The following is a 13,542-nucleotide window of genomic DNA, read 5'->3' as shown; positions in this document are numbered from 1 at the left end:
TGAAAATACTGTGAGGTATTCTGTGGGAGCGCATTCTATGCGCGATTCAGTTAGGCTTGTGGCTGATCCCTTCCCACAGGGGCTGGTTTTGTTGGCTCCAGGTTTGTATTTGCGGTTTTTTGCCGGGTTGGAGGTTGATGAAGATGGCTCCGTGGTGCCCTGTGTTCAGCTGCCGGGTCTGGAAGTCGAGCAGGCGTTGGACGACGCTGATGTGAGGGTGTCCATGATGATTACGCCAGCCTGCGGTATGAATGGCCAGCCGGGGTTGTGTGGCTTCCAGCAGAGGAGTTCCTGTGGAGGTCTGGCTGCCGTGGTGGCCACTGATCAGCAGGGTAAGCGGTTGATGTTTCAGAAGCGAAGGTAAGGCCTGGCTGAAGAAGGCTTCTTCAGCGGTGGTGGCATCGCCGGTGAGTAGCAGGCTGTGTTCCTCACCACGGATCAACAGAACGCAAGAGTCCTCATTGTTAACCCGCCCCTCCACAGGCTTGGGTGGCCAGAGGGCAAGGATATCCAGGGTTCCCAGTTGCCAGCTTTGTCCGGCATGGCAAAGGTTGTCGTAAGGCCGGGGCATCCAGACTTCTTCAGCCGACCATTGGTCCAAGAGTTTGGGCAGGCCTCCTGAGTGGTCATTATCTTCATGGCTGATGACCAGGTGCTGGAAATTCGACCCGCTCATTTGTGGCTGAAGAGCCGCAATAGCTGGTGCCCAGCCGGATGGATAGCCGCTTCCGGTATCATAAAGCAGTTTTTGGCCCTGGCTTTCCACCAGGATGGCGGTGCCCTGCCCGACATCCAGCACCTTGACCTGCCAGTCCTTATCCAGAGGGTACGGCTCTGGCGCTGGCTGGGGTAAAAAAGCCAGAATCAACCCCAGAGGGGCCAAAAGTCGACCCGGAAAGCCAGGTGGCATCAAGCCGAGCAGACCCAGCCATAACCAGGCTGGATGCTGAATCTCCCAGCTTGGCCAGGCCGCTACCAGAGATAAAAGCTCAACGGCTTTGCCCAGCATCCAGGCCGTGATTTCTGCAGGCCAGGTGCCTCCGGTGAGAGCCAGCACCACCAGGCTGAAAAAACCCAGCGGCAGTAACAGGAGGCCAACCAGGGGCACTGCCATCAGGTTGACCAGGGGTGCCCAAAGGCTGAAGTGGGCATCCTGCCAAAGCAGAAGCGGTGTCAGGCCCAGAGCTATCACCCACTGAACCCGCAAGAGGTTGTGCCAAGCCCCTACCGGTTTGAGTCCGCGCAGAGCCAACAACAGCAGGGCCACAGCACCAAAAGACAGCCACAGGCCACGCCCGAGAACCAGCAGAGGGTTGAGCAAAAGCACCAGGGAAAGCGCCAGACTGAAGATCGTCCAGGGGCTTAATCGTCGCCAGCCACTGAGCAGCAAAGCCGTCAGCCCCAGCATGATCGCTGCTCTTTGTGCCGCCACGCCCCAACCGGATAGCTGCGCATAGCTCCAGGCCACAGCCAGTGACATAAGCAAGGCTGGAATCCAGGGCAGTCGCAGAGGCCGGGCCAGCCACAGCACCAGACCGGCCAGCATACCCAGGTGCAGGCCGGAAATAACCCAGAGGTGGATGGTGCCGGTGCGTTCCAATATCTCCCAGTCTTCTGGCAGCAAGGCCTGACGCTCTCCCAAAGCCAGTGCCATAAAAAAGCGTCTGCCTGTTTCGCTCATATCGGCCTGATTGAGGCGTTGCAACCAGTTACTGCGCAGTTGATCCAGCCCCCGGGCGGCTGCTAATTTCCGGGTTTCAGCCGAGCGTCCGATGTAACCACGCGAAACCAGATTCTGAGCCAGCTGACTGGCGGTAAAACTGGGAGCATCAAAGTTTTTCAGCGAATGCAGCGGCCGAATTCTGGCTTCAAGCTGCCAGGTTTCTCCGGCTTGCGGCAGGGCTTCAGGTGAGTACCAGTTCAGGCGTATTCGGGCCGGGGCCCTGGCTGCCAGAGTACAGGGTTCGCCCTTGGCCCGAGTGCACTGTTTGACTTGCAAAACCAGCGAATCCAGGCCTTTGCTGGAAGGCCTGGATTCCAGAATGTCAGCCACCAGTGTGACCTCACCCTGGGTATCCAGCCAGGAAGGTGCCAGTTCCATACGCCAGGCCAAAAACACCAGCAACCAGAAATAGCCCAGCAACAGACCGGCCCGGCCCCAGTAACCTCTGAGGATTGCACCCATGGCCAGCAAGAAAAGCAGAACCAGAATCTCCGGCGCAGGCCAGACAGAAAGGGACAAAGCCAGCTGAATACCCAGAAGCAGACCGGAGGCAAAAAACCAGCTGGCCGGAAGATTACGAAAAAGTTGGTTGACTGACTTGGTTACAGCACTAAGGCTAGGCATAATACGCCCACTTCTCAGGAGGGTTCAGTTCAGGAAATGCCTCGCAAATTTATTAAACGCTACCTACCCAAGCCCGAAAAGCTAAGGGGCCAGAAGTCCCTGGGGTTTTTATCCGAGCATCTGGCTGACCCCAGTCTCTGGACTCTGACCCGGCGCAGCGTAGGCGGTGCTTTCAGCATCGGGTTGTTTTTTGCGTTTATCCCCATGCCGTTTCAGATGATAGCAGCTGCATTTCTGGCTATTTTGTTCCGCGTCAATCTTCCCATTGCTGTGGGTCTGGTCTGGGTCAGCAATCCCTTAACCATGCCGGGCATGTTCTATGTTTCTTATTTGCTGGGCAGTTGGCTTATGGATGTGCCTCTGCAGCCACCAAATACCGATGGCATGTTGGAGTGGGTGATCAATCGCTTTGGACAAATCTGGCAGCCCCTGTTGCTGGGGTCTGTTTTGCTGGGTGCGATAGCTTCGCTGCTATCGAATATCGGTGTGAGGCTGGTGTGGCGCTGGTATGTTTCCATGCAATGGAAACGGCGGATGCGCATGAAACGCTTGCCGCCGCCCCCGGAAGCAGACTCAGAGGCTAAGTAGCCTCCAGCAGTTGTCCATTTTCCAGTTTCAGAATCCGCTGCTGTTTTTGCGCTAACTGCAGATCGTGAGTGACCACGATAAAAGCGGTGCCTGAATCCTCGGCCAGCTCTCGAATCAATTCCTGAACTTCTTCGCCGGTGTGCTGATCCAGATTGCCGGTGGGTTCATCCAGCAGCACGCAAGCCGGTTTTGCCACCAGGGCACGAGCCAGAGCAACCCGCTGCCGCTCACCCCCGGATAATTCCGCCGGTTTATGGCTGGCCCGCTGTTCCACCTTGACTCGGGTCAGTAGCTGCATGGCTTCACGCTTTGCCTGTGCCATCTTCACGCCACGAATCAACAGAGGCATGGCGGCATTTTCCAGGGCGGTGAATTCCGGAAGCAAGTGGTGGAACTGGTAAACAAAACCCAGCTTGTGGTTGCGCCAATGCCCGCGCTGTTTTTCATTCATGGAAGCATAGTCCTTTCCAGCCAGGCTCACCTGCCCTGCCGTGGCCAGATCCAGTCCGCCCAGCAGATTCAGCAGGGTGGTTTTACCAGACCCGGAACTGCCCACCACGGCCAGGCGCTCACCGGAAAAAACCTCAAGATCAATGCCATCCAGAACCGTAACCTCCTGCGGCCCTTCGGTATAGGTTTTGCGTAGCCCCTGACAGGTCAGTACCGGCTGTTGGCTTGTATCAGTCATAACGCAGAGCCTCCGCTGGTTGAATTCGTGATGCCCGCCAGGCCGGGTAAAGGGTGGATACCAGACTCAGGCCAAGAGCCGCCAGAGTGATAAAACGCACATCCTCCCAGCGCAGTTCCGAAGGCAGATAACTGATGAAGTAGACATTGGCATCCAGAAACTGAATACCCAGGGCGGCTTCGATCCAGAGCACCAGATCACTGACGTTCAAGGCCAGCAAAATACCCAGCCCCACACCGACCAGAGTTCCAACCACCCCGATGGTCAGGCCTTGCACCATAAAAATGCCCATAATGGTTCCGGGACTGGCACCCAGGGTGCGCAAAATGGCGATGTCTCCCTGTTTGTCGGTCACCACCATCACCAGCGTGGAGACAATATTAAAGGCAGCAACAGCCACGATGATCATCAAAAGCAGACTGATCATGCGTTTTTCCATTTGAATGGCCTGAAAGAGGTTGCCCTGGGTCTGAGTCCAGTCCTGCCCCCGGTAGGGATAACCCAACTGGTTGACCAGTTCGCGGGTCACTCTTTGTGCCTGGAAAAGATCATCCAGTTGCAGACGCAGGCCTTCAATATTGTTGCCGCTGCGCATCAGGCGCTGCATGTCTTCCAGGTGCACATAAGCCAGATTGCTGTCCAGCTCGGCCCCAACCTTGAAGGTGCCGATCACATTAAAGCGCTTCAGACGCGGGAAAACCCCCGCTGGAGTAATCGAAGCCTCGGGAATAAGGAGGGTCACCTGGTCGCCTTGCTGAACCCGCAGAAAACGCGCCAGAATATCCCCCAGAATGATATTGAACTCACCGGGCTGCAGATCGGTTAATTCGCTTTGCTGCAAATGCTCACCGACAATGGAAACCTGGCCTTCCCATTCCGGTAAAATGCCGGAAACCAGAGCGCCACGGTGTTCCCCGCCTTGCATCAACATCCCCTGAGAGTTGACGAAAGGAGCCACTCCTTCCACCCGTGGGTGCTGTTTGACTTCAGCAGCCACTTCTTCCCAGTTGCTGAACTCCTGTTGGTTTTTGATCGCCGAGTGAGGCACCATACCCAGAATTCGCTGCCTGAGTTCACGATCAAAGCCGTTCATCACCGACAGCACCAGTATCAGAACAGCCACCCCCAGGGTCATGCCAATCATGGAGGTCAGGGAGATGAATGAAATAAAGTGATTGCGACGCTTGGCGCGTGTGTAACGCAAACCAACCAGCAGCGGTATTGAAGCCATTGAACTGTTAAATCCTTAAAATAAATCCGTGCGCCATTGTAAGGGAAACTCAGGGTATGAACACCCACTATCGTTTAATCAGCCAGTTGGACAGCAGTTTTCAACAACTCGTTGCCAGCCTGCAGAAATTACAGCAACAGATTCAGAAAGAGGCCGCCCCCTGCTGGATGCTGGGTGCTGATTCAACCAACTTAACTGAGTCCAGCCGGGAATTACTGGCCTCGAGTCTGCTGGATCTCTGGTATCTGGATGGGCAGGATGGCCGGGTCACACGCAGCTATCCAGGCATGGTGGTTTGTTCGGAAAAAGTCTGGCAGTTGCTGGGGGAAACCAATCAGGCCAAGGTGGGTTTTTCCTACGCTCTGGATCAGATTCGCAAAGAAATGCCCGATGAATTACCCGAAGCCCGCAAACGCCTGGCCGAGCGTCATGCGGCCTTGCATGCTCACCTGACTGATCAGGGCCTGGCCCGTTTGCATCTGAAGCAGGCCTGGCGGCAAATTCCCGGTTGCGATCGGCCTCTGGAGCAATTGCGTTTCAGCTGGTATTCCAGTGGCCGCAGTATCCGACGAATCACTGTTCAGGAAGCGGAATATCGGCTTTTGCAGATGGATACAGAAGCTGACCACATCCAGATCCAACTGAAAAAACTGGCTGGCCTGGCACGTGATGAACCCCTGGCCCAAGTCCAGAAACAGGCTCCCCTGATGCGTGCCAACCTGTTTTTTCAGAATGCCCGCCCCGGTGAACCCAGCCGCAAAGCCATCAATATGGCCATGCCCCTGTTTATTCTTGACCCCGGTCAGAGTCGTCAACTGCCTCCCTTCAACCAGCCCCCTGCGCAACCACCGGAAACACGCAGTCGTGCCAAGCGTTCAGACAAGCGGCTGGAAGAAGAGCCCTTCCTGCCCAGCATTAGGGTGTATCGCTACCTCAAAAAACCCGATTGAGCCCATTGATGGCCGCCACCCGGTAGGCTTCGGCCATGGTCGGGTAGTTGAAGGTGGTGTTGACGAAGTAATTAAGCGTGTTGGCTTCGCCTTTTTGGGCCATCACGGCCTGGCCAATATGCACGATTTCCGAGGCCTGGTCACCAAAACAGTGGATGCCCAGAATTTCCAGGGTTTCACGGTGGAAAAGAATCTTCAGCATGCCGGTGGTTTCACCGGTAATCTGAGCCCGTGCCAGGGTGCGGAAGAAAGCTTGACCCACTTCATAGGGGACTTTTTCCTCGGTCAGCTCGCGTTCGCTTTTACCCAGGGAGCTGATTTCAGGAATGGTATAGATACCGGTTGGCACATCATCAATAAAGCGGAAAGCAGGCTCTTCCAGAAAATCAGCTGCCGCAGAGCGCCCCTGATCATAGGAGGCAGAAGCCAGGCTGGGCCAGCCAATCACATCCCCGGCTGCATAAATGTGCGGAATGGATGTCCGATAATGATCGTCAACCGAAAGCTGACCGCGACCGTTGACTTCCAAGCCGATATTTTCCAGGCCCAGTTCTTCAGTATTGCCTGAACGGCCATTACACCACATGAAAGCATCAGCCTTGAGTTTTTTGCCACTCTTGAGGTTGAGTACAACCCCCTGCTCGACCACTTCCACACTTTCGTATTCTTCGTTATGACGAATCAGAACACCGTTGTTGCGCAGGTGGTAGCTTAGGCCATCCGAGATTTCATCATCCAGGAAAGAAAGCAGGCGCTCACGGTTATCAATCAAATCCACTTTGACACCCAGCCCGCTGAAGATGGAGGCATATTCACAACCAATCACACCGGCACCGTAAAGGATGATGGAGCGGGGTGTGTGGGACAGACTGAGAATTGAATCGGAGCAGTAGATGCGCGGGTGGTCAAAATTGATGTCTTTGGGGCGGTAAGGACGAGACCCTGTGGCAATGACGATTTTTTCCGCCTTGATGAATTCAATGCCATTGTGGTGATCCCGGACTTCCACCGTGTTGGGGTCCACAAAGCGCGCGGTTCCAAAAAACACATCGGTGCGGTTACGAGCATAAAAACCGGTGCGCAGGGCCACCTGCTTTTCAATGACTCTGTTGGAGCGTTCAAGAACTTTGGGAAAAGAGAAAAAACGGGGTTCGCCGATATCACGAAACATGCGGTTGGTGTTGAAGTGAATAATCTGTTTGACCGCATGGCGCAAGGCTTTGGAGGGGATGGTGCCTTTGTGGGTGCAGTTGCCACCGACCATTTGCTGTTGTTCTATGACGGCGACTTTCTTACCATGTTTGGCGGCATTCATGGCGGCACCTTCACCGGCAGGGCCAGTACCTATCACGATCACATCATAATTATAAACTGCCATTAATCGTTTACCCCTCTCGTCTTTAGCCTTTAATTTTCGCGCAATGATGACCCAGCAGTCAGGTATTTACAATAAGGCTTTTGGTGCACAAGCCCTGGTTATTTCTTGCTGGCATCATAGCTCAGTTCTTTGGCCTGCTGATTTTTGGCCTGGTTTTTTTGTTGTTCTGTTTCGCAGATTTCCTGGTTGCCGCCACAGACATCGCATTCTGTTTCCATGCCCAGAGCACTCATGCCACCGCAGGAACCGGCAATGGGTTTGCGACCCATAATCACTCCGACCGACATAATCAATACAATCAGACCCAGAACCAACAGGGTTAATAAAAACATTTGCATCAGTTCATCTCCACTCAATAACAAAAAGGGTTGTCTCTGGCTTGAGACAACCCTTTTAATCAAGCATTCCCTTGCAAGGCTGTATCAGCCACCAAAGTCATCCAGCAGAATATTTTCCGGCTCTACACCCATGTCTTCGAGCAGTTTTACTGCTGAAGCATTCATCATGGGAGGCCCACACATGTAGTACTCACAGTCTTCAGGTGCAGGGTGGTCTTTCAGATAGTTGTCATAAAGAACATTATGGATAAAGCCAGTGTAGCCTTTCCAATTGTCTTCAGGCAGTGGATCTGAAAGCGCCAGATGCCATTCAAAATTATCGTTTTCTTCAGCCAGCTTGTCGAATTCTTCAACATAGAAGGCTTCACGCAGTGAACGGGCACCGTACCAGAAGGTGATCTTGCGATCGGTCTTGATACGCTTGAGCTGATCAAAGATATGCGAGCGCATGGGGGCCATACCGGCACCACCCCCGATGAAGACCATCTCGTTATCGGTATCTTTGGCAAAGAATTCACCAAAGGGCCCCATCACATCGATCTTGTCGCCTGGCTTGAGGCTGAAAACGTAAGAGGACATGATGCCGGGAGGTACGTCGTCCTTACCGGGAGGTGGAGTGGCAATACGAATATTGAACTTCACCAGGCCTCTTTCTTCAGGGTAGTTCGCCATGGAGTAAGCACGGATCGTTGGCTCTGTGACCTTGGAAACGTACTTCCAGATATTGAACTTGTCCCAGTCAGGGTGATATTCAGGATCAATATCAAAGTCCTTGTAATGCACCTCATGCGGAGGGCATTCCAACTGCACGTAACCACCGGCCCGGAAGTCCACTTCCTCACCTTCAGGCAACTTGAGTGTCAGTTCCTTGATGAAAGTGGCCACGTTGGGGTTGGAAATCACTTCACAGGTCCATTTCTTGACGCCGAAAATCTCTTCATCGACTTCAATTTTCATGTCCTGCTTGACCGGAACCTGACAAGACAAACGCCAGCCAGCCTTTTTCTCACCCATGGTGAAAGCCGATTCTTCGGTGGGCAGAATTGCACCGCCCCCTTCAATGACTTTACAGGTGCACTGGGCACAGGAACCACCGCCACCACAAGCCGAGGACAGGAAGATGCCATTGGCAGCCAGGGTGTTGAGCAGCTTGCCCCCGGCGGATGTGCTAATGGTGTGTTCAGGATCACCATTGATTTCAATCGTGACCTCACCCGAACTTACAAGCTTGCTGCGGGCGGCCAGGATCACGGCGACGAGCGAAAGCACGACCACCGTGAACATGCCGACACCCAGCAGGATAATCGTTGAGTCAACCATATTAATACCCTTTTGTTAACCTGTTCTTGGGCGGCTTACAGCTGTACGCCGGAGAAAGACATAAAGCCCAGCGACATCAGGCCAACCACAATAAAGGTAATGCCCAGCCCCTGCAGACCGGCAGGCACGTCACTGTACTTGAGTTTTTCCCGAATCCCGGCCAGAGCCACGATGGCCAGTGCCCAGCCAGCACCGGCACCGGTGCCATAGATCACTGACTCACCAAAGCCATAATCACGCTCGACCATAAACAGGGAAGCACCCAGAATGGCACAGTTGACCGTAATCAGTGGCAGGAAAACACCCAGGGCGTTGTAGAGCGCAGGTACATACTTGTCCAGGAACATTTCCAGAATCTGCACCAGAGCAGCAATAACGCCGATGTAGCTCAAAAGACCCAGAAAAGAGAGGTCAATTTCTTCAGCTCCGGCAATACCCGTCCACTCCAGCGCACCTTCACGCAGCAGCAGGTTGTAAATCAGGTTGTTGACGGGGACGGTGATGGCCAACACCACAATAACCGCAATCCCCAGACCCAAAGCCGCATCCACCTTCTTGGAAACAGCCAGGAAGGTACACATGCCCAGGAAGAAGGCCAGAGCCATGTTTTCCACAAACACGGCAGTAATGAACAGGGATAGATAATGTTCAAACATGGCTTATAAAACCTCCCTGGGTTTTGTATTGGCTTGGATCTTGAACTCATCGTGCTCGACCTGTTTCGGGTCCCAGGAGCGGATCGCCCAGATCATCAGGCCGATAATAAAGAAGGCCGAAGGCGGCAGCAGCATCAGGCCATTGGCTACATACCAGCCGCCGTCTTTGGACAGACTCAGGATTTGCAGGCCAAACAGACTGCCGGAACCAAAGAGTTCACGGAAGAAGCCGACAACCATCAGAACCATGCCGTAGCCCAGACCGTTCCCGATACCATCCAGAAAACTCATGCCTGGGCCATTTTTCATGGCGTAGGCTTCAGCCCGGCCCATGACGATACAGTTGGTGATGATCAGACCGACAAAGACCGAAAGCTGACGGCTGATGTCATAAGCAAAAGCCTTGAGCACCTGGTCAACCACAATAACCAGCGATGCAATGATGGTCATTTGCACGATGATCCGGATGCTGCTGGGAATGTGATTCCTGATCAGGGAAACCGACAGGTTCGCGAAGGCCGTTACAAAGATAACCGCCAGGGTCATGACCAGCGCGATCTGCATGCTGGTGGTGACCGCCAGAGCCGAACAGACCCCCAGTACCTGAAGGGCAATGGGGTTGTTCTTGAAGATCGGAGCGGTCAGAACTGTTTTTGGAGTTTCAGTCGCCATAATTATACCCCCTGCCGAAATTTAGCCAGGAAAGAGCCATAGCCCTTTTCACTTGTCCAGAACTGGAGCAGGTTGGTGACCCCCCTGGAAGTCAGGGTTGCCCCGGAAAGAGCATCCACTTCATGTTCCTGACCGGGGTTTTTGGACAGACCCAGTTGTGGGTCCAGAGAATCCTGGTTGTAAACTTTCTTACCAGGCCACTGGGCCTTCCAGTTGGGGTTATCCACTTCACCACCCAGACCCGGCGTCTCGCCGTGATCATAGAAGCCCAGACCAGCAATGGTATTGGCATCGCCTTCCAGAGCCAGGAACCCGTACAGGGTGGACCAAAGACCAGCACCACGAACCGGCAGGATGATGCGATCAGGATCGTCCACATCCCCAACCAGGTAAACCAGACCATAGTTTTCCAGGCGACGGATACCGGCCGGGTCTTCCTGCAGTTGCTGAGAGGTTTGCGGATCACTGGCCGCTCGCAGCTGCTCATAGGTACCTGGGTCCACGTCATCGGTCAACTCGCCGGTACGCAGATCCACCACCCGCACATTGATCTGTTCAAACAGCTCTTCAACCTTTTCCGGTGTTCCTTCACCGGGCTCTATCAGGCCTGCCGCCAAAAGAATATTGCTGCGGCGATCCAGTTCCTGGTTCGCCTGTTGGCGATCTTTAAGAGCTACAGCTGCCCCGGAGACAATGACGGAGCAGACCAGACACAGAATAAAAGCAACCGTGAAGGTCTTTTTGATAGTGTCATTACTTTTAGACATTGCGCAGCATCCTCCGTTTGATATTGGCCTTGATCACAAAGTTGTCGATCAGCGGGGCAAAGAGGTTGGCAAAGAGGATGGCCAGCATGATCCCTTCGGGGAAAGCCGGGTTAATCACACGGATGAGAACCGTCATAATACCGATCAGGGCACCGAAAATCAGTTTCCCCTGATTGGTCATGGCTGCAGACACCGGATCGGTGGCCATGAAAATCATACCAAAGGCAAAACCGCCTACCACCAGGTGCCAGTACCAGGGCATGGCAAACATGGCATTGGTGTCCGAGCCGATCATGTTGAACAGGGTCGACATGGCAATCATGCCCAGCATCACGCCTGCGACAATGCGCCAGGAAGCAATACGGGTCAGCAACAGGACAGCACCGCCGATAAAGATCGCCAGGGTCGAGGTTTCACCGATGGAGCCAGGCATGAAGCCCAGGAAAGCATCCCACCAGCTGTACTGCTGTTGCAGAGCGGCCATGCCATCCTGATAGGCAACGGACAGGGCTGTAGCCCCGGTAAAGCCATCCGCAGCCACCCAGATTGCATCCCCGGAGATTTCTGCAGGGTAAGCAAAGTAGAGGAAAGCACGACCGGTCAACGCAGGGTTGAGGAAGTTCTTGCCGGTGCCACCGAAGATTTCCTTGCCAATCACCACACCAAAGGTGATCCCCAGAGCAACCTGCCAGAGAGGAATGTTGGTGGGAAGAATCAGGGCAAAAAGCACGGAAGTCACGAAGAAGCCTTCATTGACTTCATGGCCACGTCGCATGGCAAACAAAACTTCCCAGAAGCCGCCGACGATGAAGGTCACGGCGTAAATGGGAATGAAATAGACCGCACCATGTATCAGGTTGTCCCAGATACTGGTGGGGTCATAGCTGCCCGCTCCCAACAGAGCAACAAAGCTCTGGCGCAAGCCATCCAGGGTTCCGTAACCGGCATCCACAGCCATGTTGGCCTGGTAACCGGCATTCCACATACCAAAAAGCATGGCCGGGAAAGTGCAGAACCAGACGGTGATCATGATGCGTTTCAGATCCACGCCATCACGTACAAAAGCCGTGGTTTTGGCTACACTGGGGGGCGTATAGAAAATTGTATCAACTGCTTCATAGAGCGCGTACCAGCTTTCATATTTACCACCTTTATGAAAGTGAGGCTCCATGGCATCCAAGAGTTTGCGTATACTCATCCTATCAGGCCTCTTTCTCGATCAGCGTCAGGTTGTCGCGCAGAATCGGACCGTATTCATATTTACCCGGACACACATAGGTGCACAGGGCCAGGTCTTCTTCATCCAGTTCCAGACAACCCAACTGCATGGCCACTTCAATATCACCGACAATCAGTGAACGCAGCAGCTGCGTGGGCAGGATATCCAGCGGCATGACTGTCTCGTAGTTGCCGACCGGAACCATGGCGCGCTCGGAGCCGTTGGTCGAGGTTGTGGGCGCAAACTTGCCGCCCAGGCCCAGAAAGCTGGACAAATAAATGCCCATGACCGAATGCCGGTTGCTGCCGGGCAGACCGGGTGACAACCAGCCCAGGAAAAGACGCTTGCTGCCATCTTCCAGAACACTGACCTGATTGTGATAACGGCCCAGATAGGCCAGATCATCATCGGCAGCACGACCGCCAAAGACAGAGCCGGAAATAACCTGGGTGCCATTGGGACTGTTGACTTCACCCATCAGCAGATCGTTCAGACTGGCACCGGTGCGGGTGCGCACCAGACGAGGCTCTTTGACCAGAGGTCCGCCCAGAGAGATCACCCGGTTGGGGTTGATCTTGCCAGTCAGGAAAAGCTGACCAAAGGCGATGACTTCCTGATAACCCAGATGCCAGACTTGCTTATTGGCGCTGACCGGATCGAGAAAATGAATGTGGGTGCCCACCAGACCGGCAGGGTGCTTGCCGGCAAACTCGGCCACTTCAAAGTCACCACCGGAAATCACAGGAACATCCTTGCCTGCTTCTTTGCAGATATAGGTTTTGCCCTGCGTCAGTTTGCTGACCACCTTCAAACCGGCCAGAAAGGCTTCTTTCTGCTCTGCAATAATCACTGCAGGGTCGGCAGCCAGAGGATGAGTGTCCATGGCTGTGACAAAGATGGAGGAAGGTTGGGCATCCAGTGCAGGAACGCGACTGAAAGGACGGGTGCGAAGTGCGGTCCACTGGCCGGATTCAACCAGCAGTTGTTGAACCTCTTCGCGGCTCAAGTCATCCAGCTGACTTTCAGAATAGGCAGTGAACTCCACTGCTTCTTCCTGCTCGTCCAGCTCGATCACGACTGAATGCAGGGCTCTTCGATAACCGCGATTGATCGCTGTTACCTTGCCTGCAGCAGGTGCCGTGTACTGCACACCTTCCGTTTTTTTATCCGTAAAAAGGATCTGACCCAATTTCACCTTGTCACCGACTGAAACCGCCATGGTTGGCTTCATGCCAACATAGTCCGGTCCCAGAACAGCAACTGAGCGCACTGACTGACCATCGGAGATGGCCTGCCTGGGTGCGCCGGCGATGGGTAGATCAAGGCCTTGCTTGATTTTAATCATAGGTCTCGCCCAGTCACCAAGTTGTTGAAAAACAAAAGCTAAA

Annotated in this window: 13 protein-coding genes; 2 read left to right on the top strand and 11 right to left on the bottom strand. The window is 54.1% G+C overall.

Translation table 11 applies throughout. From position 1 onward, the window contains the following. Positions 1-46: 46 nt before the first annotated feature. Positions 47-2,347, bottom strand: a complete 2,301-nt coding sequence (locus LG323_RS01500) for a ComEC/Rec2 family competence protein (RefSeq protein WP_404418407.1) — start codon at positions 2,345-2,347, stop codon at positions 47-49. A 36-nt stretch (positions 2,348-2,383) separates the two neighbouring features. Between LG323_RS01500 and LG323_RS01495 the strand changes: the two genes are divergently transcribed. Continuing rightward, complete coding sequence (locus tag LG323_RS01495; protein ID WP_404418405.1) at positions 2,384-2,935, top strand: DUF2062 domain-containing protein; 552 nt, start codon at positions 2,384-2,386, stop codon at positions 2,933-2,935. On the opposite strand, the gene LG323_RS01490 is transcribed toward LG323_RS01495, so the two are convergent. Further along, complete coding sequence (locus LG323_RS01490; RefSeq protein WP_404418403.1) at positions 2,928-3,623, bottom strand: ABC transporter ATP-binding protein; 696 nt, start codon at positions 3,621-3,623, stop codon at positions 2,928-2,930. The two genes, LG323_RS01495 and LG323_RS01490, sit on opposite strands and share 8 nt — an antisense overlap. Continuing rightward, positions 3,616-4,854 carry a lipoprotein-releasing ABC transporter permease subunit gene (locus LG323_RS01485; RefSeq protein ID WP_404418401.1) on the bottom strand — a complete coding sequence of 413 codons (1,239 nt, stop codon included), beginning with the start codon at positions 4,852-4,854 and terminating at the stop codon, positions 3,616-3,618. Before LG323_RS01485 ends, LG323_RS01490 begins: the two co-directional genes overlap by 8 nt. A gap of 56 nt (positions 4,855-4,910) precedes the next feature. Between LG323_RS01485 and LG323_RS01480 the strand changes: the two genes are divergently transcribed. Then, positions 4,911-5,804, top strand: a complete 894-nt coding sequence (locus LG323_RS01480) for a DNA replication terminus site-binding protein (RefSeq protein ID WP_404418399.1) — start codon at positions 4,911-4,913, stop codon at positions 5,802-5,804. Here the strand turns inward: LG323_RS01480 and sthA are convergent. From sthA to LG323_RS01440, 8 genes are all read right to left on the bottom strand, one after another. After that, positions 5,788-7,182, bottom strand: coding sequence for a Si-specific NAD(P)(+) transhydrogenase (sthA, locus tag LG323_RS01475; protein ID WP_404418397.1), 1,395 nt, complete (start codon positions 7,180-7,182; stop codon positions 5,788-5,790). The genes LG323_RS01480 and sthA overlap by 17 nt on opposite strands. A gap of 98 nt (positions 7,183-7,280) precedes the next feature. Continuing rightward, a complete protein-coding gene (nqrM, locus tag LG323_RS01470) occupies positions 7,281-7,520 on the bottom strand; it encodes a (Na+)-NQR maturation NqrM (RefSeq protein WP_310696930.1) in 240 nt (79 codons plus the stop codon). An 84-nt stretch (positions 7,521-7,604) separates the two neighbouring features. Further along, positions 7,605-8,840 (bottom strand): NADH:ubiquinone reductase (Na(+)-transporting) subunit F, encoded by a 1,236-nt coding sequence (gene nqrF, locus LG323_RS01465; protein ID WP_404418395.1) that lies wholly within the window; start codon positions 8,838-8,840, stop codon positions 7,605-7,607. A 35-nt stretch (positions 8,841-8,875) separates the two neighbouring features. Continuing rightward, the gene (gene nqrE / locus LG323_RS01460) at positions 8,876-9,496 is read right to left on the bottom strand and encodes an NADH:ubiquinone reductase (Na(+)-transporting) subunit E (RefSeq protein ID WP_404418393.1); all 621 of its coding nucleotides are present in this window, start codon (positions 9,494-9,496) and stop codon (positions 8,876-8,878) included. Between the two features lie 3 nt (positions 9,497-9,499). Then, entirely contained in the window at positions 9,500-10,168 is a 669-nt protein-coding gene (locus tag LG323_RS01455; RefSeq protein WP_404418391.1) for an NADH:ubiquinone reductase (Na(+)-transporting) subunit D, read from the bottom strand. A gap of 2 nt (positions 10,169-10,170) precedes the next feature. Continuing rightward, the gene (locus tag LG323_RS01450; protein WP_404418389.1) at positions 10,171-10,935 is read right to left on the bottom strand and encodes a Na(+)-translocating NADH-quinone reductase subunit C; all 765 of its coding nucleotides are present in this window, start codon (positions 10,933-10,935) and stop codon (positions 10,171-10,173) included. Then, positions 10,928-12,133, bottom strand: a complete 1,206-nt coding sequence (locus LG323_RS01445) for an NADH:ubiquinone reductase (Na(+)-transporting) subunit B (protein WP_404418387.1) — start codon at positions 12,131-12,133, stop codon at positions 10,928-10,930. The genes LG323_RS01450 and LG323_RS01445 overlap by 8 nt, the downstream gene beginning before the upstream one ends. A gap of 4 nt (positions 12,134-12,137) precedes the next feature. Next, positions 12,138-13,499, bottom strand: a complete 1,362-nt coding sequence (locus LG323_RS01440; RefSeq protein WP_310696936.1) for a Na(+)-translocating NADH-quinone reductase subunit A — start codon at positions 13,497-13,499, stop codon at positions 12,138-12,140. Positions 13,500-13,542 lie beyond the last annotated feature (43 nt).

The organism is Marinospirillum sp., assembly GCF_044810985.1.
Classification (GTDB): Bacteria; Pseudomonadota; Gammaproteobacteria; order Pseudomonadales; family Halomonadaceae; genus Marinospirillum.
The sequence above is the reverse complement of the archived record's forward strand: the minus strand, read 5'-3'. Positions and strand labels throughout refer to the sequence as shown.